Genomic DNA, 25,190 nt, shown 5'->3' on the forward strand with positions numbered 1-25,190 from the left:
TCATTTCCCCCCCAGGCTTTATGTTATTTAACTTTCCGAAAATTTTGTATTATTCCTTTATCCTTGATTATAGCACTACATTTTTATCAATTACAAACTTTTCTTCCTATTAATTTATTGTAACATAAAACAAAGAGAGCAAATCCTACAACTAAGTATGATCTCTCTCATTTAAAAATTATTAAATATCATATTTTGAAAACTTTAACATATTGTGAACTTTACATTTCAATACTTCAATTAGTTCCTCAGCTATCTCATTAATTTCCTCAACTAAGTCCAAAGATTCTTTTATTTTTGAACTATGTCCAAAATTTGTACCTGCCATATTAGTTGCAGATATTGAAAAATTAGCGGATCCATAGGATAAAACATTTAATGTATCTATTAATGGTTTTATGTCATTTTCAAAATAAGCCCTTGCTTTAAAGTCCAAGGTTAACTTATCCAATTCAAATCTTAAAAGATTTATATTTACAACCTTATCTGTCAATGATTTAATGTCACAACCATTATCTGTTTCACTTGTATCAGGTATTGGTTGCTCCATAGATACTTTTTCATCAGTAGTGGTTCCTTGTCCAAGGATATCCTCTTCAATCTTTTTTTCATATTCTTTATTAGTACCTTGTGTTGTTGATTTATTTTTTTGTCTTTTCATATAATCTGAATTTGTTTTTTCATCTCCCATCTTTTCTCCTAAATCCTTTTATAAATGCTAAATACCTAATACTTAATTATATAAATTGTTAATAGATTTTATTACACTTACTAAGATTTTCAAAATAGAAAATAATAATTTCAATTACACAATAATATACTTTTCACACTTATTATAGACTTCAGTATCTCCCTGTACAGACATAAGTGTTCCCTCTTCATTATATTCCTCTGAATCTACCTTTGATCCCCTATGTAAATACGCTACCATAGCTTGATCAGTATACGGAATAAGAACATTAAATCTTTTAAGAGTGTATGGTAAATCTATACAAGCTTCTTTAAGTAATTCTTCTAAATTAGTACCATACTTAGCTGATATCTCCATACACTTTAAGTTTTTGTATTTTTCCTTTATCTTTAAAATATTTTCTTCTGATGCTTTATCTATTTTGTTTAATACCAATATCATAGGCTTATCAAATGCATTTAATTCTTTTAGAACTTCATCTACAGCTTCTATTTGTATCTCAGCATTATGAGAAGAGACATCCACTACATGCATCAGCAAATCTGAATACACCACTTCTTCAAGTGTTGATTTAAAGGCTTCAACTAAGTCATGAGGAAGTTTTCTTATAAAGCCTACAGTATCAGTTACCGCTCCCACCCTATTATCCGGCAATAATAATGCTCTTGTTGTTACATCTAAAGTCGCAAAAAGCATATCTGCTTCAAATACATTTTCCTTTTGAACAGCGCTTTTTAAAGCTGCAACTTCACATAATTTGTTTCTAAGTGTTGACTTTCCAGAATTAGTATACCCAACTAAAGATATTTTTGAAATATCTTCACGGCTTCTTTTTTCTCTTTGAATATTTCTTGTATTTCTAATTTTCTCCAATTCCTTATTTAAGTCATAAATTCCTTCTCTAATTCGTCTCTTGTCAATTTCTAATTTCTTTTCACCAGGACCCCTAGTTCCAATTCCCGCACCAGTTCTTGAAAGCATTGTTCCAAGTCCAGATAACCGTGGTAATCTATATTTTAATTGTGCAAGCTCAACTTGAATTTTTGCTTCCCTTGTCTTTGCTCTACGTGCAAATATCTCTAGTATTAGTGTAGTTCTATCTATTACCTTACATCCAAGTACTTCCTCCAAATTCCTAACTTGTGAACCTGATAACTCATCATCAAAAATAACTAAATTTGCCCTTAGTGCTTGCCTAATAACTGCAATTTCTTCTGCTTTACCACTACCGATATACAAAGCTGGATCTATTTTATGCCTATTTTGAAGTATTATATCTACGGTTTCTACATTACATGCCTTTGCTAGTTCCCTAAGCTCTAATAAGTCTTCTTCGCTTTCTATACCTACTAAAATAGCGCGTTCTGAATCATCTTCAAGTATTTCATTTACTCTCATTAAGCTTTCTATGTGTCTGATTTTATCTAAAACATCATATTCCATTAGTTCATTTATATTTAAAGGTCCTACTTCTTCTTCTATTAAAAGATTATTTTCAATTCCACAAAAACCTATATTATAGCTTAAGTTTTCCTTTTCTTTTACTCCAATGGCTACAATACAATCTAACTTCAATTTTGTTAGTGCAGACATGTCTAGCGCAGACAATCTAGAATTTCCATTTGGATGAGTGTGTATTATTCTAACCCCCGACAATCTTCCTTCCCTTATGTCGATTATTGGAAGCTCTACTGTGCTGCTGTCTCCAATTGCCATACTAATTATCTTACCTTTTCTATCAATAGCAGCACTTACTTCTCTATCTAAGGCTTGTGTCGTCTCAACTAATATGTCTACTAATTCCTCTGATAAAATGCAATCTTTAGAAACTTTTATTTCATTAGCACTTTCTAATTTATTTAAAATTGAATTTTTAACTCCATCAATATTTCCATATATCATATAAATCACTCCATTCTAATAATATTTTTACTTATTTTCATCTTCTTATACTTGACAACTTTCATATAATTCTATACTATTGTAGCATTATTGTAAATATATCTAGGGGGCGTGTTTAACATTGGATAATAAAAAAATAAATATTCTTATATCTAAAGAACAAATTGATGAAAGGATTGAAGTACTTGGTGCTGAGATTTCAAAAGATTATGTTGAAAAAAAATTGTATATTCTTTCATTACTCAGAGGTAGCTTTATATATACTGCGGACTTAGTACGTCAAATCACTGTACCTACAAAAATAGGTTTTATGACAACATCAAGCTATGGTCATGATGAAGAATCAACAGGATCAGTTAACGTTCTAAATGATATACCTGACAATATTGAAGGTTTTGATGTATTAATAGTTGATGACATTGTTGATACTGGAATAACTATGGATTTTGTTATATCTCGCGTTAAATCTTTAGGAGCAGCTAGTGTAAAATCTTGTGTTCTTTTAGATAAACCTGAAAGAAGAAAAATTGATCTAAAACCAGATTATTGTTGTTTTGAAATTCCAGATCTTTTTGTAGTTGGCTATGGATTAAATTACGGAGACTACTATAGAAATATACCATATGTATTTAATTGGGAAGAGTAGTATTTCCTTTAATGCTTACGCCTCAATCCCCTTAGTACAAATACTTAGTAATTAAGCAAAAAATAAAGTACCTTTTGAAAGCGTACTTTATTTTTTTATCCTAATTTTATTTACCCTCATTGCTTCCTTGTTTGAAACCCGTACCATTTAAATCTAATTGAACTGCAGTATTAGGTGTTTTTCCAACTATAATAGTCTCTGCAATTGGAACTTCATTATTTACCTCAATATCGTTGCTTTTCAAAGGAATAATAACTCTAACTGTGGTCTTTACTTTAACATAAATTTTATGTCGCGTCTGATTTATTCCTGCACTTTCAAACTCAGAGGAATATCTGGTTTCTACATGACCTACAGGTTGCATTCTTATAGTTATTTTTGGACCATAATAAGATAAAATATTGTTTCTTGTTATGTATCCCAAGGGGATTTTAATGCCTATATCCCCTAGCTTCACTAATTCTCTTTGAGATTCCAAAGCAACATCGCTAGCTATTTTATTCATTTTTAGAGTATCTGCTTTTAACATAACAATATTTCCTTCTAAATCCTTATCCACTTTTATAATTTCATCGTAGTTAAATTGATTTGAATATTCATTCATAATTGCACAATTTACAATTTCTATAGCTTTTGCCCTCATTTCCGCATCGGCAACCGCCATAACTGTTGGCATTACAATTTTATCTAAAATATATATGGATATTGTAAAGTTTATCATGATTATGGACATAATTATTAATAACTTAACTTTAATATTTGATTTATTTTTAGTTTTAATATCAATTACCTCCATTTAAGGTTATATACTATTATATGTAATTCTTTTAAGGTACAGAATTAAGTGCAGTACTAAACTGAATATTTTATATTAATATAAATATATGGTATAATATTAAAAACTAATTATCCTTAATTAATAGTAACTTTTATGCTTAATATAATAATTACTGGTTAAATCATCATCTGCGATGTTGTTAAAGTATCTCTTGTAAAATGTAATTTTCAAAATAATTGATGATATATCGCTCTACAGCAATACAAGGAGGGTCCATAATGAAAAATAAGAAACCCACGAAAAAGAATAAAAAGGGAACTGGCAAAAGAGTCTTTAAAAGCTTTGTTTTCGCAATCTTACTTATAGTTTTAGTAGTCAGTGTAGCTACTGGAGGAGCAGTCTTAGCAATGATTAAGACTGCCCCTAGCTTAGATATTAATGAATTCTTAAAATTAGACGAACTCTCAACATTATATGATAGTTCAGAAAAACTAATGGATGAAAACATTGCTCCCGAAAGAAGAATTAATATATCTATTGCTAAAGTTCCAAAAATACTTCAAGATGCATTTATAAGCATTGAAGATTCAAGATTTTTAACCCACCCAGGTATTGATATTAAAAGATTAGGTGGTGCAGTTTTCAATGATATAAAAATAAAAATAAGCGGTAGCAATCAAAGTCTACAAGGAGCTTCAACCATCACTCAACAATTAGTGAAATATAGAGTTTTTTTAGAAGATTCCATGGAGAATAGAACTTCTGTAAAAAGAAAAATTCAAGAAATGTCCTTGGCCTTAGAGCTTGAGAAGGTTTTGACAAAACCACAAATCTTAGAAGCTTATATGAACACTATTTATCTTGGAGGAAATGCTCATGGCGTTGAAGCCGCTTCTCAACAATACTTTGGAAAATCTATTACAGAACTAACCTTAAAACAAAGTGCTTTTATTGCAAGTACTGCACAAAACCCTAGTAACTCCTATGGGTTATCCTCTAAAGCTTATAAGAATAAAGAGGTCTTTGTTTCAAGTAGGACTAAAGCTGTCCTTGAAAACATGTACAAGTATAAGAAAATAGATAAACAGCAATTTGATTTAGCTATGGCTGAAGAATTAAAGTTTACTTTTTCAATAAAAGATTCAAATAAAATGAACTATGAATCATTCTCAAGACCAGTAATTCTTCAAGTAGCACAAGATTTAATGAGCAAATATAACATTAGTAAAGAGGAAGCATACTCAAAACTTATGTATGACGGACTTAAAATTTATACAACAATGGATAGAACTATGCAAGATGCATCACAGATTTTAATTGATGATCCTGTACAAAAGGGCAAAAATAGCGGCTATGATTATATATTTCCAAGAGATAGTAATCTTAATCCTATTCAAAAGGACATCCAAGCTTCTTGTGTTATCATGAATTATCATACAGGTGAAGTAAAAACTATTATAGGTGGCCGTGGAATAGAAGGACCAATGTCTTTTAATAGAGCAGCTTCTTCTGACTTCTTAAAGGCTCCAGGATCAAGCATTAAGCCTTTAACTGTATATAGTGCTGCTATCGATTCGAAAATTGCTACAGCTTCTACAATCATTGAAGATTCGCCTGTACCTGAAGATATTGGTAAGAAATACGGAGCTCCCGGTGAACCTCCTTATAATCCCAAAAACTCTCCAGATAAATATAGAGGATACTTAACACTAAGAGATTGTTTAAAATACTCTGTTAACGTGGCCGCTGTGAAGCTTGAGGATATGATTAGTCTTAAGACTGGCGTATCTTATGGTGAAAAATTCGGATTACAGCTTGATAAAACTGATAAAAGTAGTATGGCTGCTATGGCCCTTGGTCAATTAGATGGTGGTGAATATGAAGGAACTAACCCTCTCACTATGGCTGCTGCTTATGGTGTTTTCGGAAATAATGGAATGCGCACTACTCCAAGGTTATATACTAAAGTTCTTGATAGAACAGGTAAGGTAATACTTGAAACAAAGTTTCAAACAAAACCTGTTTTATCTCCCCAGAGTGCTTATATAATGTATGACTTATTATCTGGACCTGTAAGCCCAGACGGTACTGGTCCAAGTGCTAATTTTAGCGCTATGCCTGTTAGAGGTAAAACTGGTACCTCCTCTGACTCAAAAAACTTATGGTTTGTTGGTTTAACTCCATATTACTCTGCAGCTGTTTGGATTGGAACAGATAAAGGTGATCGTAAAATTGAAGGAATGGGTAGTAATTCCGCTGCTTTACTATGGGGTGGAATTATGAAAGGAGCTCATACTTCTCTTCCAGTTAAGGACATAGAAAGACCTGATGGTATATCCTCATATTCTATCTCAAAGGATTCTGGTGATATACCTACTGATTTAACCTATGCAGATCCAAGAGGTAATAGAACTTATTCTGAGCTATTTATTGATGGTACACAGCCAACAACACTAGATAGTATACATGTTGAAGCTAAAGTTACAAAAGATCCTAGTGGTAAATATGTTTTAGCATCAGAGTTTACGCCACTAGATAAGATTGAATCAAAGGTTTTTATAACGAGAACTTACACCCCTACTGCATTTTTAATAGATTCGCCTTATGTATTACCAACAGAAGTTGATACTTTTTCAAAAAACACAATAGTTCCTCCTGTTGTCCCACCAGTTGAAGATGAAATTCCTGATTTAGATGGGTTACCTCCAATTAACCCGGATAACCCAGATAATGTTGTACCTCCCTCAAATGGTGATACTCCTACTCCACCATAATAGTTAAATCATCATCTGAGATGATATTAAATAAAAAGACTACTATCAAAGTACCTTTCATTTGATAGTAGTCTTCTTATTATTTTTTGGTTTTAGGATTGAATATTAATGCCATAATATATCCAAAAAAAATTGCTGCAGTAATGCCCCCTGCAGTACCCTTTATTCCTCCCGTAAACGCTCCGACAATTCCAACTTCATCAACTTCCTTAATTACGCTTTTAGCTAAACTATACCCAAAGCCTGGGAGAGGTATGCTTCCACCTGCCTTCCCATATTTTATTACTACATCATAAATATTTAAAGCGCCTAATATTACACCTCCAGTTACAAATATAACCAGTATCCGTGCTGGTGTTAACCTAGTAGTATCCATGAGTATTTGACCGATTGCACAAATTATACCGCCAACAACAAATGTCATAATGTAATTACTCATTATATCACCCCAAATTCTATTGCAACAGCGTGAGCTATCCCTGGAATGGTTTCTCCCTGCAACGATGAGGTAGGGCTAAGTAGTGCTCCTGTGGAAACTAACAGTATCCTTTTTAGCTTTCCCGCTAGCATATTCTTGTATAAATATCCCGTTGCAACCACTGCGGAACATCCACAACCACTTCCACCTGCATTAGTTCCTTGCTTTTCAGAATTAAAGATTTCCTCACCACAATCTATATAATGACCTTTCATATCATATTTATATTCTAATAATAATTCTTCTGTAAATTGTCTTCCTAGTTTTCCTAAGTCTCCAGTAGCAATAATATCATAATCAGAAGGCTTTCTCCCAGTATCCATAAGGTGTTGTTTTATAGTATCTACAGCTGCAGGCACCATGGCAACTCCCATGTTATTTACATCGGTTATTGCATAATCTTTAACTTTTCCAATTGTTACATGTGTTACATAAGGAAAATTACCTTTTCTGCCTAGAACCATTGCCCCCGAACCTGTAACTGTCCATTGGGATGTAGTTGCCCTCTGACTCCCCATTTCTAGTGGTAACCTGTATTGTCTTTCGGCAGATGAAAAGTGTGATGAAGTAGCTGCTACTATATATCTGGCAAATCCTCCTTCCATAATCATTGACCCCACGGCTAAAGATTCTGCCATGGTTGAACATGCACCATAAAGACCTATGAAGGGTATATTTAAATCTCTAGCTGCAAAACTTGAAGAAAATAGCTGATTTAGTAAATCTCCCGCTAGCAAATAATTTATATCAGCTTCTTTTAACTTTGCTTTCTTAATACTTTCTGTTACCGCAGTATATAAAAGACTTGTTTCTGCCTTTTCAAAACTTTCAGTTCCATTAAGATCATCTTCTAAAACTCTGTCAAAATGCTGGCTTAATGGACCTTGTCCTTCCTTAGGGCCAACTATGCTATATGTACTAATAATTCTAGGCTTACTTTCAATTTCCACTGTTTGAGTTCCAACTTTTTTACCCACCTTAAATCACCACCTTATAAAATAATATAAAAGCCCTACAATTACAGATGAGCCAATACCGTATACTAATACTGGGCCTGCAATAGTAAACATTTTAGCTGCTACTCCAAAAACAAAGCCTTCTTTTTTAAATTCCATAGCAGGTGAAACTATTGAATTTGCAAAACCAGTAATCGGCACAACTGAGCCCGCTCCTGCAAAATCACCTAACTTATCATAAACGCCTATTCCAGTAAGAATAGCTCCTAGAAATACCATAACAATGGAAACACTGGCTCCTAGTTCATCTTTTGGTACACCTATGTAGGTAAGAAAATCACTAATAAACTGTCCGACTACACATATGAGTCCTCCAACCCAGAAGGCATTAAAGCAATGTAATAGTAAATTAGGCTTGGGAGTTTTATTAGAATTAAGGTTATTGAATTTTTTAATTATGGTTTTCTCTTCTACTTTCATAAATTGCCTCCTAACAGTTCTATAAACATATGCAGTAATTATTGATTATATTTAGTTGTGAACATAATAATGTTAAGTTTATCTGTTAGTATTTACAATACTAACGGTTTTTAGTCAAAAAAATAAGACCTATTTATGGATAAACAACTTAATGTTAATAATTAAAGTTGTTTATCTAAATTCAATCTTATTTACCTAAATATTTCAGCATCTCATATTATAGTTTAAATCTTTTACTTGTGCTCTTATCCACTTAATCTTTCCTTCATTATCTTCAAAACTTTCTTTTCAATTCTAGATACTTGAACTTGACTGATTCCCATCATTCTCGCCACCTGGATTTGTGTATTATCCTTAAAGTATCTAAGCATAATTATTTGCCTTGATTTTGCATCAAGTTTTATTAATGCTTCTTTAAGTGCAATTTTATCTAAGACCTCATTATCTTCTTCGTATTTTTCACTTAATTTATCTATTAAAAGTACTGGTGCACCATCATCTTGGTGTATTGTATCAAATAAATACTGCATGTTACTAGCGGATTCTAGTGCATATATTATATCTTCTTTTTCTATATTACTAAAAATAGACAACTCTTCAATGGTGGGTTCTCTACCCAACTCCTTGGATAGAGTGTCTTTATCATAATGCAACTTTCGCGCAGTATTTTTAACACTTCTACTTACTTTTATAATCCCATCATCTCTAAGAAATCTTTTGATTTCTCCCATTATCATAGGCACAGCATATGTAGAGAATCTTACATTATACTTAGTATCAAAATTTTTAATTGATTTCACAAGGCCGATACACCCAATTTGAAATATATCATCGTACTCATATCCCCTATTAAGAAACTTCTTACTTATAGATGAAACTAGCGGTAAATTCATTTCCACTATTTTATCTAATGCACCAGCTTCTCCCTCTTTAGCTAATTGAATTAGTTGCATGTTTTCTTCATAATTGTAGTTATTTTTTTTAGCTACCTTCTGATCCATATTATTCCACCTAACTTAAAGGATTAAATATTTTTTTCATTATTATACTTGTTCCCGCATTTTTATCAGACTTTACCTCTAAACTGTCCATAAAGGCTTCCATTACTGTAAAACCCATACCTGACCTCTCTAAATCTGGCCTAGAGGTAAATAACGGTTGCATAGCTACCTCAAGATTATCAATTCCATGTCCTGAGTCGCTGATTATAACAGTCAGCTCAGTTCCATTAATGATGGCCTCTATTGTAATCATTTCTTCTTCACTATCGTATCCGTGAATTATTGCATTGGTTACAGCTTCTGATACTGCAGTCTTAACATCAGTAATTTCTTCAATCGTTGGATCTAATTGGGACGCAAAGGCTGCTACTGCTACTCTTGCGAACCCTTCATTCTGTGATTTACTTAAAAATTGAATTTTAATTCTATTGTGTAACATACTAATCCCCCCACTAAATATTGTTTATAGCTTGTTCAACATCGTCATATGCCATAATAATCTTGAACATTCCTGACAGTTCAAACACTCTTTTTACCGAAGACTTAATGTTAGTTACACATACCTTACCATTTCTCATGTGCAACTTTCTATACCTTCCAATAACCATCCCAATGCCCGAACTGTCCATAAAGGATACCCCAGAGAAATCCATAATTAATTTATTGTAGTTATCTCTATCCAAGCGATCATCTATCATATTCCTTACTTCCTCGGCACTATGATGGTCTAATTCTCCAGACATGTAAACTATCAATTTTTTATCACTATTTTCAAAATTTAAATGCATTTTTCTCCCCCCGAATCATTTGAATTTAAAATAAACTTTTATTATTGATTAAATAATGTTCCTTTCTTCTATATTCTACTAGTTACATAATTTTCCTTCTTTTTTTGTAATATTTATTCATACTTTTCTATTATAACCATATTTATTATTTCTAATCCCATTTTCCACTAATATCTTTAAACTATTGCCCTATAATAAAATCATTGTTATAATATTGTTGTTTATCTTTTGAAATTTAAGGAGGCATAATAAAATGGAAATGTGGCTTAAAGAAGGTCAAATTGAGAATGCTGCAATGACTTATAAAATAAAAGAAACTTTGGTGACAAAAAAAACTGAGTTTCAAGATCTTGCGATTCTTGATACTGAAGCCTTTGGACGTATGCTTGTATTAGATGGAATAGTTCAAACTACTATTAAAGACGAATATGTATATCACGAAATGATTACTCATATTCCTCTATTTACTCATCCAAATCCTAAAAAGGTTCTTATTGTTGGTGGAGGTGATGGAGGTGCTATTCGCGAAGTATTAAAGCATCCAGGCATTGAAAAGGCAGTACTATGCGAAATTGATGGAGATGTTGTTACAGAATGCAAAAAATATCTTCCTGAAATAAGTTGTGCATTAGACCATCCTAAATGCGAAGTTTTTATAGGTGATGGCATAAAGTACGTTCATGAGCATAAAAATGAGTTTGACGTAGTAATTGTAGACTCTACAGACCCTTTTGGAGCTGCCGAGGGACTATTTGGAGGAAGTTTCTACAAAGAAATATATGAGTGTTTAACAGAAGATGGTATCTTCATTGCTCAAACAGAAACTCCTTTTTTCCTACCAGAAGTAGTGCAAAGGGTTTTTAATGATGCAAAAGCAGTATTCCCTATTACAAAGTTATTTATGGCAGCTATTCCTACTTACCCAAGTGGATACTGGAGCTTTACAGTTGGGTCAAAGAAGCATGACCCAGAAACAGTAGATTTATCAAATACTTATGAATTTGATACTAGATACTATACTAAGAAACTACATAAGGCGTGTTTCACATTACCAAAGTTTGTAGAAGACCTAGTAAAATAAGGAAAGAAAGATTATACTTTTCCAAGTATAATCTTTCTTTCTTCTTCATTAAGTTGAAAATAATCATATAAGTAACTTTCATCTTTGCCATGAAATTCTTCCATAATCGGGATATATAATTTCATTAAATTGTTTGGATAGTACTCGTAAGCATCCTCTCCTAACTTTTTTGCAAAGGTCTTAAAATAAAACTCATATATTTTACTATTTAATAGATATAATAAAAAGTCATAATTAAAAGGCACATCTTCTTTTAATATCAATGCATATACATCTGCACTAAAATAACTACCCTTATCAAAAGCAAACCTATTACTGCTTGCTTTAAATGGAAATATTATCTTTTCACCCTCAAATATATCTTGATTTCTCCCCCACTGAAGTTCATACCATTGCCTAATGCCTTTTTCGCATTCTCTTCTTTTCAAAAGTTTTTCTTTATTTTGCTCAATATAAGCAATAGCACTTGGGTATTCTTGTGGATTATTAATTAAATTTGAATATATGATATAACTATCTTTTCTTAAAACTTCATTTTGCTCTATATAACTACTCTTAATCCAAGGTCTTATTATATTTTGTTCAATATTCTCTCTTTCAATAATATCGCTACTTACTACAAAAGCTTTGTCACAACCAGTTATTATACCTTGATAACTGTTGCAAATGCTACTTAGCTGAGTAAAGCTTCTTTCCTTTATTTTACTAATTATATTTCTTTCTTTTTCATCTCTTAAAATCCAACCCTTATTATCAAGTAAATTTTTATTGACAAAAAATTTATTAAATTCATTTCCATCCTTTAGAAATATACTATTATAGAACCCTTTTTTATTTTTATCTTTAATACTCAAAGGCTTTATAATTTCAATTTCATTATGTTCATTTTTATAATTTCTTAAAAACATAATTGCAGGGTCTATTCCTACATTTTTAAATGGTCTTATCCCATAAAAATCAATAATTTTATCTATGGTGCAGGTTTCTTTTAAAACTATCCTTAAATCTTCTCCACTAGGTGATTCTAAAAAATATCGTGAAGTAATAAATGTTAGTCTACCGCCTGTATTAAGGTCTTCTAGCGCCTTCTTAAAGAAGCAGTAAGACAAATCCCCTTTATCACTATATACATCTTTATATCTACTTTTTAAATAACTAGCATATTCATTGTTTATAGATTTCTTACCTACATAGGGTGGATTACCTATAAAAATATCATATTTATATTCACTTTCGTATAATAGAAAATCTATATTTAAAACATTACCCAGTATATTCCCCTTACTTAAATCGTACAAATCTATGACCAGAATCTTTAGAGCAATTTCATCAATATCAAAGCCATATAAATTATGTGCTATTATATGTTCATCAATACATTTCTTATTTAATTTCAACCCATTTTGCTTATTTATTATATTTAAATTTTCGATGTATAAACTCCTAAGAAGTTTAAAGCATAAAATCAATATATTCCCGGTACCACATGATGGGTCTACTATTTTTATATATGGGTTCTTTATTATCTGCTCTGCACTTATGGTGTTTTCTAGCATATAAGATGCTATAGGCTCTGGAGTATAAACAGTCCCTTTTTCCTTATTGTTTTTGATAAACTCATAATAAACTTCTCCAAAGCTGTTTTTATGTAGCAATTCCATTTTCTTTTTATAATTTTCTAAAGCAATTACTTTAAATATATCCTCTATTGGACTTAAAATAACATCATACAATTCACATATTTTTTGGTTAAACAAATCTAGCATTTACAATCTCCCACCCATGTAAATGCAATTAGCCATATACAAATGTATATAGCTAATTGCATTTTAGTTATATTTCTTATTTTATAAAAACAATATATACATCAAATGAGCAGAAACCCCAGCCATAATTCCACCTACAGTATGACTTAAAATAGCCTTTCCAGTAAGATTTCTACACTTTAATCCATCCATCATGGCTACATGCGTGCTTAAATAACCACTCCAACACATTCCCATAGCTGTAAATACAGCTATTTCGTTCCCGCCAATTAAACCCTTTTTTAATAAGTCAGGGACTAAACTTATAGCTGCGCCTACAGCACCTAAGGATGTAATTGGGAAGGCAATAGCTTCTGGGCTTGCAAATCCAAATAGTGGTGTAAGTATAAATGATAGTTTTTCACCTATCCAAGGTAATATTCTAACACCCTCATTTGCTGCTCCTGTATATAACCCTGCATCTGCCGGTCCATTAGTAAGCATAATAACTATTGTACAAATTATTAAAACACCAGGAACTATAGCTAGTCCAAGTTCAACTCCTGTTTTTCCACCCTCAAGCAGTGACTCAAGGAGTCTAGCAGTTACGCTGCCTTCTCTAACTTCTCTATGTGTTAACATATCATAGTTAACTGTTCCTTCTGAGTCACACATTGATTCCGTGCCATATACCTTTTTAGTTTGAAAAATCATTAGTCTTACACTGACGATACTTCCTATAACAGCACCAATATTTCCAATTATAGCTGGTGCTATAAAGCTTTCACCAATAGGAGATTTTTGTCCTATCATGAAAGTAGTAACAATAAGCCCCATACCAAAGGCTGTACCTAAATTGGTTAGCGCAGGAAGTTGATATTTTTTAAAATATCTTCTAAATCCTTTATCCTTAGCTAAGGTTAAAATTGCAGGATTGTCTGATAAATAAGTTGTTACAATACCAAGGGCTCCTGCTCCTGGCAAATCATATAGTGGCTTCATTAACGGCGATAACACCTTATTTATAATAGATATTACACCAAACTCTGAAAGCATAGCAGCAATAGCGCCTGCAACAACAGCTATAGCCATTATATAAAATACTACTTTAATGAGCAATTCATAAGCTGTATTCATTAAAGTACTGAACATGTTTGCTGTTCCCATTTTACTACCTATTAATACGAAAAATAAAATAAAGAAAAACAAACATAAAAATCCTTCAGCCCCAATTGCCTTTTTCAACTTAACCTTTTGTTCCATAATATCCCCCTAAAACATCAGTTTTTATATTAACTACCACCTACATACTTTCGTTAACAACTGATAATATATCGTCTCTTTTTATTCTTCCCTGATTTATCAGTTCTTCACACCTTGCTTTAATCTCTTCTTTATATGCTTCATCCTTTACACTAGAAAGATTTATTTTAACATTTAAAATTGCGCTTTCAAGGGATGCCTGAAGTAATAAAGCTGCTACTCCTGCATCTGAAATTGCATTTTTATTACCTAACGTAGCAGCTACTTTAACATAATCGTATATTTTGTATGCTTCCTCTGCAACGCTTAATGGAATCTCTAAAGCTACTTGATTTCCTTCTTTAATTTTAAGGCTTCTTACTTTCTTCTCATCCTCTGTTTCTTTTGGAAGTTTAAATGCAGACATAAGAACTAAAAATGCCTCTGTATCCTTATTCATAAGATCTAAGAAGTTATCCTTAAGTAAAAGACACTGCTCTAAGTTTTTGTCCACAAGCATTTTATCTTCGTTACTGTATTCATTATATGCCTTCTTACCTACAGTTAAATTAAATACCATAGCACCCAATGCTGTAGCTAGTGATGCCCCAAGTGCTGCAACACTTCCACCCCCTGGTGCAGGTGAATTTGAACCTAATTCATTAATAAATTCTCTAACAGTCTTTTGATCTAACATTTTTCATTCCTCCTCAAATAATAATATGCCTTCTGCATATTGTAGAAACCATGTATTTTATAATAAAGTCATAAGGACTATTCCATTATTAATCATTATTTACTCATTGTCAATCCATATTATTTTTTTTAATTTTGAACTACAATTTTACCATTTTTAATTACTGTATCAACTGTATTTGCACCAAAATGGTATACCAAATAATTTAAATTCTTACTATTAAAAATAACAATATCAGCTTTCTTTCCTACTTCAATGCTTCCTATTTCCTTTTCCCTATTTATTGCACATGCTGCATTCATTGTCATTGCATTTATAATCTCCTCCGGGAAAAGCTTCATACCAAAGCAAGCAAAGGTCATAACTGTTTGTAATGATTCTGTTGGTGAAGTACCTGGATTACAGTCTGTAGCTAAAGATATAGCCACACCTTCATCTATCATCTTTCTAGCCTTTGCAAAATTACTTAGCATTAAATAAAAAGAAGTTGATGGTAATAATACTGCTACCACATCATTTTCTGCTAACGACTTTATTCCAATGTCTGAAGCAGCAACTAGGTGCTCTGCTGAGGTAGCCTTTAGTTCTCCTGCAAGCTCAGCTCCCTTTACTGTTTCAACTTCATCTGCATGAATCTTTATGTTTAAGCCAAACTCTTTTCCTGCTTTTAAAATACGTCTGCTTTCTTCTACAGAAAAAACACCCTCCTCACAGAAACAATCAATAAACTCTGCAAGTTTATGTTTACTTATATATGGAACCATTTTACTAATCATCTCATCAATATAAGCCTCTCTATTTTCTTTGTACTCCTTTGGAATTGCGTGTGCTCCCATAAATGTGGAAACTACATCAATTGGATGTGTTTCATTTAAAACTTTATTTACCTCAAGAATTTTAACCTCTGTTTCCAAATCAAGACCATATCCCGATTTACTTTCTACTGTAGTAGTTCCATGCTTAAGCATTATGTCAAGGCGCTTTTTACTTTCTTCTATAAGCTGCTCCTTACTAATCTTTCTTGTATTTTCAACTGTACTTAGTATTCCCCCACCACTTTTTAATATTTCGATATAACCCACCTTATTAAGCTTTAGAGGTAGTTCATTTTCTCTTGACCCAGCATATACTACATGGGTATGAGGGTCAATAAGACCAGGCGTAACTGTTTTAAATCGCCCATCTATAACTGAGCTTTCACTAGTGACATATTCCTTATAACCGTCACCTTCTCCTACAGCTTTTATAATGTCATTTTCAATAATTACGTAACCATTTTCCTTGATTTTTGCATCCTTCATTTCCGCGCCTTTTTTTCTATGACTCCCACTACAAGTAACTAGGCAATCAATATTTTTTATTATAATTGTCATTGTGTTATCCTCCATTCTTAAGGCACATGAAAATAAATAACAAGTAAACATGCTAATTTATTTTCATGTGCCTAATTTAATTGTCTATAATAACTTAGATATTACAGTTTATATAGAATAAATCTTAATATTCTATTCCCAAATTCTTTTTTCTAATATTTGATCCATTGAAAAGTTTTCTATTTGCAGATAATACTCCGCACATTGAATTAACGCATCCATTGGTAAAAGTCCTATTACCTCACTTCCAACTACAGGAACCCCATAGCGTTTCGCTTCCATCTTAACCATTTCAAAAGCTCTATAAACCGCTGTTTTCTCGTAGTTAACTAAGTTCATAGATACCTGTGCTATGTTTCTGTCCTCAAGTTTTACTCCCATAGCTTTTACAAATCTTAATCCACCACCAAGATGTCTAACACTTTTAGCTATTTTATCAGCAATCTCAAGGTTGTCTGTGCCTAGATTAACATTAAACGCTACTAGAGGAACTCTTGCTCCAATTGCAACACATCCACCTTTTACATTGACCTGCGTTTTACCGTAATCAGGCGCCCACTTATCTTCCTTAATTTTCTCAAAGAAGCCTTCATATTGTCCTTTTCTTACTGTTGCTAGATTTTCTCTATGAGCTTCCGTAGCTGCCTTTTCATATAAATATACGGGTACGTCAAATCTACTTGCTATTTCACTACCTACTCTATTTGCTAAAGCAACACATTCATCCATAGTCACTTCACTAATGGGTACAAAAGGTACTACATCTAAAGCACCCATTCTAGGATGCGCACCTTGTTGAACGCTCATATCAATGTTTTCATAAACTTTTGCTGCCATATCTAAAATAGCTTCTTCTACCTTTTCAGGCGTTCCAAAGAAGGTAACAACAGTTCTATTATGATCACTGTCTGAAGAGTAATCTAGTAATTTTATTCCTTCCTTATTTCTAACTGCATCAATTATTTTCTCAATTACTACTTTATCTCTTCCCTCACTAAAATTAGGTATACATTCAACTATTCTTGCCATCTTATTTTCCCCCTAAAGTTTATTATTTATTTAAATCCTATCTTATACTAGAAAAATAATATAAGATAGATATTCAGTTTTCAATTAAATCATCACCTGCGGTGCTGCAATATAACGACTTCAGAAGGAGATTTAAACTCCCACTTATAGAAGTAGAGGACTTTCCTTCTGAAATGTCGTTAAACTAAAACTTTTACCTTTTGTTCTACTCTCTTTACAATTTCACCACTTGCTATAAGATTAGTGATCTTATCTAATTCAGGGTAGATAACTATATCTCTTTCCATAAACTCTACTTTTTCTCTAACAATAGTATAAGCTTCTTTTGTACCAAGTCCTAATGTAAGACCTTCTCTAAAGTCTATAGCCTGGCAGGCTGCCATAATCTCAGTTGCTAGTACCCTCTGAACATTTTCAATAATATCTCTACCTTTTCTAGCTGCTATAGTTCCCATGCTTACATGATCTTCTTGATTTGCAGAAGATGGTATAGAGTCAACAGAAGCAGGATGTGCCAAAATTTTATTTTCAGATACTAAGGCTGCTGCTGCATATTGAGTTATCATAAATCCTGAATTTAAGCCACCTACTTTCACTAAAAAAGCTGGTAAATCATTTAGTTGGTAATTAATAAGTCTCTCTAGTCTTCTTTCAGATATACTACCCATTTCAGCCATTGCTATTCCCAAAAAATCGAAACTTATTGCCATAGGCTGGCCATGGAAGTTACCTCCTGAGATAACATCTCCCTCTTCTGTAACTATTGGATTATCTGTAACAGAGTTAATTTCAATTTCAACTTTACTCTTTATGTATTCAAGAGCATCTTTGCTTGCACCATGAACTTGAGGCACACATCTTAATGAGTAAGCATCCTGTACTCTTATCTCACCTTGTGAAGTTATAAATGTACTATCTTGTGTTAAATTTAAAATATTTTTTGCAGTTTGAATTTGGCCACTGTGAGGTCTTATGCTATGTGTTCTTGGATCAAAAGCATCTTTTACACCTCTTAGTGCTTCTATAGTAAGTGCTGCAGCAATATCACTTATTTTCAATAAATTTATACTATCATATACCGCTAGTGCGCCTACTGCGGTCATAGCTTGCGTTCCATTTATAAGTGCCAAACCTTCTTTCGCTACAAGTTCTATAATCTCAATGCCAGCCTTTTCCATAGCTTTTCTACCTGTTAAAATTTCGCCATTAAATTCCGCTTCTCCTTCTCCTAGCATTGGTAAAACCATATGAGATAAAGGTGCTAAATCTCCTGATGCTCCAAGTGATCCCTTCTCAGGGATTATTGGATGAACTTCCTTGTTTAACATTTCTATTAAAGTTTTTAATGTACTTAATCTTATTCCTGAGTATCCTTTTGAAAGTGCATTTGCTCTTAATAACATTATAGTTCTCGTAATTTCCTTTGAAAAGGCCTTTCCTGCTCCGCAAGAATGAGAAATAATTAGATTCCGTTGTAGCTCTTTGCAATCTTCCCCAGAAATTGTAACATCACTAAACTTCCCAAATCCTGTAGTAATACCATAAACAACTTTATTATTTTCAACTATTTCATCTACTATATTTCTAGATTTAATAACTCTTTCTTCCGCTTCCTTGGTTAGCTCAACCTTATAACCTTGTCTTGCAACCTGAACTATTTGGTCTAAAGTAAGCATATTTCCATTGATTTGTATTGTCGTCATATATATCTACCCCCACCTATACGAATTTTCTTAATATTAATAATATTCTTTGTCACCCTTGAATAATCCTTTTTAAAATAAGATTTAATATTGTTAGTCCGTTAATGTTTTACTATACTAAACCATTTCAATGTTAAAAAAATCCTGTTATATACAGGATTTTTAATGATACATATTAATATAACTATTCTTTTGTTAATATTATTATAGATACTACAATCATTGTGCTTCCAATAATAATCCTTGCTGACACTGGCTCTTTTAAAATCAGTATTCCTAATATCAACCCAACTATTGGTTCAAGAGTACTAAAAATTGAAGCCTTAGATGGCCCTATTATTCGGACCCCTTCCAAAAATGCCATTAAGGCTACAACTGTGGATATGAATGATAACAATAAAATTGACACAAGTCCATAGAAAGAAATATGTAGGTTTAGTTTCCCTGTACTTATTGCAACTATAAACATAATAACAGCAGATGCACATGAAATGTAAAAAGTCAAAACATAGCTGTTAATAGCTTTAATTTCTTTAAGCGATGAACCTAGAACATATAATGAATATAGAACCGCTGCAAGGCACGCTAGCATTATTCCTTTAAAATTAAAACTAACACTTCCCATATCAATTAAAACATAAATACCAACTAAAGAAATAATCAAGGAAATTGCTTTTCTAGCAGATATCTTTTCTTTATAAAAAACATAGGATAATATAGTTACAATGGTAGGATATATGTATAAAATCATACCTGCCATTCCAACACTTATGTAATTGTAAGCCATAAATAGACTAGTTGATGTTAGTGTGTATCCAAACACGCCAATAATTAACACTAAAATTATTTGTTTTTTAGTAAGTTTTATTGATATTCCTTTAGACTTTAAATACCACAAAACCATAATTGCCGCAAAAAAAAATCTTAAAACCAATGTGGTATATGTATTTGATCCTCCATTATAGGACAACTTTGCAAGTATTGGCATAATACCAAATGAAATAGCTGATATAACAATAAATAAAATTCCCTTTATCTTTTCCATTTTACCCCCCCTGATCTTACATGATAAAATTGTACCATCTTCACGTAAATTTTTCATCATTTATATATAATTTCATAATAAAATGATAGCCATAAGTGTAATTTATCTTATGGCTACCATTTTATATTCTTTAATTATAACGTACTTCTTGTATATCTTTTTTATATTTGAAAAAACAGTGTTTATTTTTCAGAATAAGCATTATCCCAAGTGTTTAAAAACACATACTCCTTTACGTCTTTTTTACCATTGTGTTCTTTACTTTCAGCAATTTCTCCAATGGGAGTCAAAGCAACTACTTTGTAGTTTTCTGGAATAGATAATGTTTTTTTAATGATATCTTCATCTACCGCTGCAATCCAACAAGTTCCATACCCCTCATTGGTAGCAGCTAAAATGAAATGCTCCATAGCTATGGCACTATCTACTAAATAGTACTCTTTATTTTCTACTTCTCCAGAAAGCTCTGGATTTGCTACTACAACTACCGTCATTGGTGCATCAATTATTGACTGTGATGCTGAAGTATCCTTATTCATTATCGCTTTAGAAATTTGTTCTAGCTCATTCTTTTGGTCAACTAAAATAAATTTATAGGAAGAATTGTTTTTCCATGAAGGTGACATCATGGCTGCATTCACCATTCTATCTAATTTTTCAGGAATAACAGGTGTATCTTTAAACCTTTTAATGCTTTTTCTCATTTTAACTACATCATAAAACTCCATATAATCACGCTCCTTTAGTTCTAGTATGCGTAATTACTGTTAATTAATTCAGCTCTTATGCTTTCACTTTTCTTATGATTACTTAACAATTTTTGTAATGCTATCGTTAAGGCTTTGTATAATAATATCCCAATCAAATCTTTGTTTGCAAACATTGTAAGTTTTGTCTGCATGTTTTTGAAAATCAATTTCACTTATATACTTTTCAAATGCCTTGGTCAAAGAAGCAACATCACCTATATTTACTAGCTCACCATTATCATCACACACAAGTTCCTTAGCTATTCCCACATCTGTTGATACAATAACATCTCCCATTGCGGCTGCTTCAATAAAAGCAATTCCAAAGCTCTCAAATCTAGAGGTTAAAGAAAAAATCTTTGCTTTAGCATACTCATGAAAAATTTGAATTCTATCGGTTATTTCTCCTAAAAATATAACTTTATTAATTAGTTTTGGATATTTTTTAAAATACTGCTGTATATATGTATTGAAATCCTCTTCTATGGTCCCTATTAACTTTAATTTCCAATCTAGATTTTCTATATTGCTAATATTTGCAAAAGCCTCAAGCAGCATAGGTGTGTCTTTTTCCTCCGTACCTATTCGAGCAACGTTTAATATCACATTTTCTTTTTTAGAAAAGTCATAAGTTAGTCCTTTTCTGGTAAGCATTTGAAAATCTATGCCATTAGGAATATTTATTATTTTATTTTCATGTTTTTTTAGTATCTTTTTTAGTCTATAGTATAATTCTTCTTGTTCAATACTAATTAAATCAACTTTATTTAAAAATCTTTCTAAAAAATATAACTGAATTTTACTTAATTCAGTAATTCTCTCTACCAACTTATGGCTACAATCTAACTTTAAATACACTTTTCCCATCTTATTTTTAAATTTATAACTATAAACATAAGCTACAGAACTTAAAGTTACATGAAAAATTTGAATTATATCCATGCTTTGGCCGTATTTTAATAAGTGTAGTGCCCCATCTAGAGAGTAGTTATTAAATATTTTCTTTACAAAATCTATTTTAAGTCCCATTAGGTCCTTCTGTAAATAACTATACTCTCCATTTTTATATGTAACCACAGTTGAATCATATCCGTATTTTTTATAAAGCAAATAAGGTATCATACCCATATCTTTAACTAAATTAACATTTGCCGTTTTAAGATATTGCATAAAATATCTCACATTTAAGCACCTTCTTTTTTATTAAAAATAGTCTTTATTTCTTCTATTTCTATTACTTTTGTAATTATAGCAAATAAAAAGTATATAACTATAGATATTAATATAATTATAAATATATTAATGCCCATATATTTTAGCACTACTATAGCTAATGCCATTATACTACCAGGCATAAGTGCTTGCAGTACATAATATAAATCTTTGACTATAACAATTTTCCGGGCACATTTTCTCATAAATATCAAATTTATAAATTCTGTAACTGTTGTAATTAAGGCAGCTGCAATCATCCCATACTTAGGCGTTAATATTAAATTTAATATTAAATTAGCAATGGAAGAAACTATTATTATTTTTAAATATACCTTTTCAAGTCTCCAAGCATTTAATTGATATCCATATATTTCTCTAATAAATAAAATCAAAATGTAAAACAACAGTATATTAAGTGGCTTATATGCCTCGAAAAATTCTTTTTTGTATAAAAGTATTATATCTTTTGATAACAAAGTTCCACCTATAAATATAGGTACCGCAATTATAGCTACCAATTTGCTTATACCATTACAAATTTTTTTAAGTTCTTCTTTTTTCCCTTCATGGTGGTACTTTATCAGTAAAGGAAATGTACTGGTAAATATTATAGTTGCTACACTAATTAAAAATCCTACAAATACATACGCAGCTTGATAAACCCCTAATTCACCATCTCCTCTTGAAAAACCAATAATAATTTTATCTGCATTATTATTAATCATACTAAAAAAGCCTGAAAGAAGAAATGGCATCCCAACCTTTGAATATTTAAAAATAATTTTTTTATTTAAAGTTAATTTTAACTTGTATTTGTATTTTACCAATACTATATAATACTGATATATAAACCCCACGCAAAGTCCAATAATCATTGCAATTGGTATTAAGCTCATGTTATTTTGATTTTTTAAAAATAAAAATATAATAATACTTGGAATTATATTCTTGCACAAATTGTAAATAGCATTATGTTGCATTTCTTGCAATCCATTAAATAGCCAATCAACATTTAATGCTGTGGGAATAAGAGTAATTCCAAAAAGAACAAAAATAGTTTTAAAACTTGTATCCTTATTAATAAAAAATGCAATTGTACATATAACTATAAAGCAAATTATTGAAACTAGAAATCTAAATGCTATTATCTCACCTAGAACTTTGTCTATATTTTCTTTATTTGATGAAACTATTCTTGTTCCGTATGTTTGAATACCAAATAATACAACCATAGTAAAGAAAAGCAACATTTGCTGTGCAAGTGTTATTCTGCCGAAGTTATCTTTACCTATTATTCCAGAGTAATATATCACTATTAAAAAAGTGAATAGTTGACCTATCAAATTAGAAAAACTTATAGACAAGAAATTTTTAGTTAATTTATTCATAAGAGTACCGCCTTAACGTGAACTTGAAGAGTATTTTTCCTTTATTACCATTAAAATAAATTTAGGTATAGCTGATAATCTTTTAATCCTAATAGGTTCTTTTGCAACTCTATATAGCCATTCTAAACCTAAATTTATCATCCATTTTGGTGCACGCTTAAGTGTGCCAGCAACTATGTCAAAACTTCCACCAACACCCATAAACACTTTACATGGTAGTCTGTCCATATATTTCGTTATAAACAGTTCTTGCCTAGGGCACCCCATTGCAACAAATAACGCATAAGGTTTGACTTTTTCTATTTCAAGTAATAATTCTTCACAATTATCTAAATCAAAATATCCATCATGACTACCTAAAATATTTAATTCACGATACTTGGTTCGCAAATTAATATTACACATATCTAGTGTTTCCTTAGTAGCCCCTAGTAAATATATGCCTTGGTTTTCCTTTTCGCATTTTTTCACTATATTATCCATAGCTTCTATACCTGCTATTTTCTCCTTTACAGGCTGATTTACAATTTTTGAACATATTACTGTACTAATCCCGTCTGGAATAATGATAGATTTCTTACCTTTGAAATTATCTAAGAGAATATCATTTTGAAGTCCATGAATGAGTATTTGTGGATTTCCCGAAACAATATGCACCTTTTCAAAACTGTCTATGCAATTCATCAAATTTTCCATGTTATCGTTAAAAATTTCATACTGAAGAATTCTTGTTGTCATAAAACCCCTCCTAATGAGCACCTTCCTTTTTAAATACGGACACAACTGTTAAGCAGAGAATTTTTATGTCTAGAATAACTGAAAAATCCTTAATATAATTTAAATCATAGAAAACAGTTTTTCCTAGTTCAATTTCCCCTCTTCCACTAATTTGTGCAAGACCTGTGATTCCAGGTAAAACTAGAAGCCTTTGGGCGTATTCTTTTGGGTAATGCTTAACTACCGCTGGTATTTCAGGTCGTGGACCTACAAGGCTCATTTCCCCAAGTAATACATTGAAAAGTTGGGGGATTTCATCTAAGCTACTTCGCCTTAAGAACTTCCCAAACTTTGTTATTCTACTGTCTGTTTTGCTTTGAAATATAAAATTCTCTAAATCTTTTGGGTTAATTTCAAGTTCCCTTTTGCTTTCAGCATTTACAATCATAGTCCGAAATTTGTAAATTGCAAAGTTCTTAGAGTCCTTACCAACTCTAATTTGTTTAAATAGAGCGGGCCCCTTAGAGTCTAATTTTATTGCTATTACTAATATTAAATATAATGGTGATAAGATTGTAATTCCTATTAAAGATAGAACTATATCCATTACCCGCTTTAGAACAAATTGTGCTTTTTTATCACGTATGTGTCTTTGTACATCAATTTCAATAACATCTTTCTGCATGAGTGCTCCTACCTTTATCTTAAATAA

24 protein-coding genes are annotated in these 25,190 nt (G+C 31.6%); 3 read left to right on the forward strand and 21 right to left on the reverse strand.

Annotation, left to right across the window (positions count from 1 at the left end; genetic code table 11):
* Nucleotides 1-181: 181 nt before the first annotated feature.
* Both LGK97_RS04425 and hflX read right to left on the reverse strand, forming a co-directional pair.
* Nucleotides 182-691 carry a hypothetical protein gene (locus LGK97_RS04425; RefSeq protein WP_226258536.1) on the reverse strand — a complete coding sequence of 170 codons (510 nt, stop codon included), beginning with the start codon at nt 689-691 and terminating at the stop codon, nt 182-184.
* 114 nt (nt 692-805) lie between these two features.
* Nucleotides 806-2,593 carry a GTPase HflX gene (hflX, locus tag LGK97_RS04430; protein ID WP_226258537.1) on the reverse strand — a complete coding sequence of 596 codons (1,788 nt, stop codon included), beginning with the start codon at nt 2,591-2,593 and terminating at the stop codon, nt 806-808.
* 121 nt (nt 2,594-2,714) lie between these two features.
* On the opposite strand from hflX, the gene hpt reads away from it, so the two are divergent.
* A complete protein-coding gene (gene hpt / locus LGK97_RS04435; protein WP_226258538.1) occupies nt 2,715-3,239 on the forward strand; it encodes a hypoxanthine phosphoribosyltransferase in 525 nt (174 codons plus the stop codon).
* Nucleotides 3,240-3,345: 106 nt separating this feature from the next.
* On the opposite strand, the gene yunB is transcribed toward hpt, so the two are convergent.
* Nucleotides 3,346-4,035 carry a sporulation protein YunB gene (yunB, locus tag LGK97_RS04440; RefSeq protein ID WP_226258539.1) on the reverse strand — a complete coding sequence of 230 codons (690 nt, stop codon included), beginning with the start codon at nt 4,033-4,035 and terminating at the stop codon, nt 3,346-3,348.
* A gap of 260 nt (nt 4,036-4,295) precedes the next feature.
* On the opposite strand from yunB, the gene LGK97_RS04445 reads away from it, so the two are divergent.
* Complete coding sequence (locus LGK97_RS04445) at nt 4,296-6,791, forward strand: transglycosylase domain-containing protein (RefSeq protein ID WP_226258540.1); 2,496 nt, start codon at nt 4,296-4,298, stop codon at nt 6,789-6,791.
* Nucleotides 6,792-6,870: 79 nt separating this feature from the next.
* On the opposite strand, the gene spoVAE is transcribed toward LGK97_RS04445, so the two are convergent.
* The 6 genes from spoVAE to spoIIAA form a co-directional block, all read right to left on the reverse strand.
* Nucleotides 6,871-7,230 carry a stage V sporulation protein AE gene (gene spoVAE, locus LGK97_RS04450; protein ID WP_226258541.1) on the reverse strand — a complete coding sequence of 120 codons (360 nt, stop codon included), beginning with the start codon at nt 7,228-7,230 and terminating at the stop codon, nt 6,871-6,873.
* Nucleotides 7,230-8,246, reverse strand: a complete 1,017-nt coding sequence (spoVAD, locus tag LGK97_RS04455; protein ID WP_226258542.1) for a stage V sporulation protein AD — start codon at nt 8,244-8,246, stop codon at nt 7,230-7,232. Before spoVAD ends, spoVAE begins: the two co-directional genes overlap by 1 nt.
* A gap of 6 nt (nt 8,247-8,252) precedes the next feature.
* Nucleotides 8,253-8,705, reverse strand: a complete 453-nt coding sequence (spoVAC, locus tag LGK97_RS04460; protein ID WP_226258543.1) for a stage V sporulation protein AC — start codon at nt 8,703-8,705, stop codon at nt 8,253-8,255.
* A gap of 245 nt (nt 8,706-8,950) precedes the next feature.
* The gene (gene sigF / locus LGK97_RS04465; RefSeq protein WP_226258544.1) at nt 8,951-9,706 is read right to left on the reverse strand and encodes an RNA polymerase sporulation sigma factor SigF; all 756 of its coding nucleotides are present in this window, start codon (nt 9,704-9,706) and stop codon (nt 8,951-8,953) included.
* 10 nt (nt 9,707-9,716) lie between these two features.
* Nucleotides 9,717-10,145, reverse strand: a complete 429-nt coding sequence (spoIIAB, locus tag LGK97_RS04470) for an anti-sigma F factor (RefSeq protein ID WP_226258545.1) — start codon at nt 10,143-10,145, stop codon at nt 9,717-9,719.
* A 13-nt stretch (nt 10,146-10,158) separates the two neighbouring features.
* Nucleotides 10,159-10,494, reverse strand: a complete 336-nt coding sequence (spoIIAA, locus tag LGK97_RS04475; RefSeq protein WP_226258546.1) for an anti-sigma F factor antagonist — start codon at nt 10,492-10,494, stop codon at nt 10,159-10,161.
* Between the two features lie 253 nt (nt 10,495-10,747).
* Between spoIIAA and speE the strand changes: the two genes are divergently transcribed.
* Nucleotides 10,748-11,575 (forward strand): polyamine aminopropyltransferase, encoded by an 828-nt coding sequence (gene speE, locus LGK97_RS04480; protein WP_226258547.1) that lies wholly within the window; start codon nt 10,748-10,750, stop codon nt 11,573-11,575.
* An 11-nt stretch (nt 11,576-11,586) separates the two neighbouring features.
* Here speE and LGK97_RS04485 read toward each other — a convergent pair whose 3' ends face one another.
* The 12 genes from LGK97_RS04485 to LGK97_RS04540 all read right to left on the reverse strand — a co-directional run bounded on the left by LGK97_RS04485 (nt 11,587) and on the right by LGK97_RS04540 (nt 25,163).
* Nucleotides 11,587-13,341 carry an Eco57I restriction-modification methylase domain-containing protein gene (locus tag LGK97_RS04485; RefSeq protein ID WP_226258548.1) on the reverse strand — a complete coding sequence of 585 codons (1,755 nt, stop codon included), beginning with the start codon at nt 13,339-13,341 and terminating at the stop codon, nt 11,587-11,589.
* 81 nt (nt 13,342-13,422) lie between these two features.
* The gene (locus LGK97_RS04490; RefSeq protein WP_226258549.1) at nt 13,423-14,583 is read right to left on the reverse strand and encodes a hypothetical protein; all 1,161 of its coding nucleotides are present in this window, start codon (nt 14,581-14,583) and stop codon (nt 13,423-13,425) included.
* Between the two features lie 40 nt (nt 14,584-14,623).
* On the reverse strand, nt 14,624-15,259 hold the full coding sequence (locus tag LGK97_RS04495; protein WP_226258550.1) for a cyclodeaminase/cyclohydrolase family protein: 636 nt from the start codon (nt 15,257-15,259) through the stop codon (nt 14,624-14,626).
* A gap of 128 nt (nt 15,260-15,387) precedes the next feature.
* A complete protein-coding gene (gene hutI, locus LGK97_RS04500) occupies nt 15,388-16,632 on the reverse strand; it encodes an imidazolonepropionase (RefSeq protein ID WP_226258551.1) in 1,245 nt (414 codons plus the stop codon).
* A gap of 132 nt (nt 16,633-16,764) precedes the next feature.
* Nucleotides 16,765-17,661, reverse strand: a complete 897-nt coding sequence (gene ftcD, locus LGK97_RS04505; RefSeq protein WP_226258552.1) for a glutamate formimidoyltransferase — start codon at nt 17,659-17,661, stop codon at nt 16,765-16,767.
* Between the two features lie 179 nt (nt 17,662-17,840).
* Nucleotides 17,841-19,364: a histidine ammonia-lyase gene (hutH, locus tag LGK97_RS04510; protein WP_226258553.1), complete on the reverse strand. Its 1,524-nt coding sequence runs from the start codon at nt 19,362-19,364 to the stop codon at nt 17,841-17,843.
* Between the two features lie 184 nt (nt 19,365-19,548).
* Entirely contained in the window at nt 19,549-20,409 is an 861-nt protein-coding gene (locus tag LGK97_RS04515) for a DMT family transporter (RefSeq protein ID WP_226258554.1), read from the reverse strand.
* A gap of 182 nt (nt 20,410-20,591) precedes the next feature.
* The gene (locus LGK97_RS04520) at nt 20,592-21,137 is read right to left on the reverse strand and encodes a nitroreductase family protein (protein WP_226258555.1); all 546 of its coding nucleotides are present in this window, start codon (nt 21,135-21,137) and stop codon (nt 20,592-20,594) included.
* A gap of 78 nt (nt 21,138-21,215) precedes the next feature.
* A complete protein-coding gene (locus LGK97_RS04525; protein ID WP_226258556.1) occupies nt 21,216-22,340 on the reverse strand; it encodes a glycosyltransferase family 4 protein in 1,125 nt (374 codons plus the stop codon).
* A 2-nt stretch (nt 22,341-22,342) separates the two neighbouring features.
* On the reverse strand, nt 22,343-23,761 hold the full coding sequence (locus tag LGK97_RS04530; protein ID WP_226258557.1) for a flippase: 1,419 nt from the start codon (nt 23,759-23,761) through the stop codon (nt 22,343-22,345).
* Between the two features lie 12 nt (nt 23,762-23,773).
* The gene (locus tag LGK97_RS04535) at nt 23,774-24,499 is read right to left on the reverse strand and encodes a WecB/TagA/CpsF family glycosyltransferase (protein ID WP_226258558.1); all 726 of its coding nucleotides are present in this window, start codon (nt 24,497-24,499) and stop codon (nt 23,774-23,776) included.
* Nucleotides 24,500-24,509: 10 nt separating this feature from the next.
* Entirely contained in the window at nt 24,510-25,163 is a 654-nt protein-coding gene (locus tag LGK97_RS04540) for a sugar transferase (protein ID WP_226258559.1), read from the reverse strand.
* Between the last annotated feature and the right edge of the window lie 27 nt (nt 25,164-25,190).

It is taken from the genome of Clostridium sp. CS001 (assembly GCF_020443565.1).
Lineage (GTDB): Bacteria > Bacillota > Clostridia > Clostridiales > Clostridiaceae > Clostridium_AD.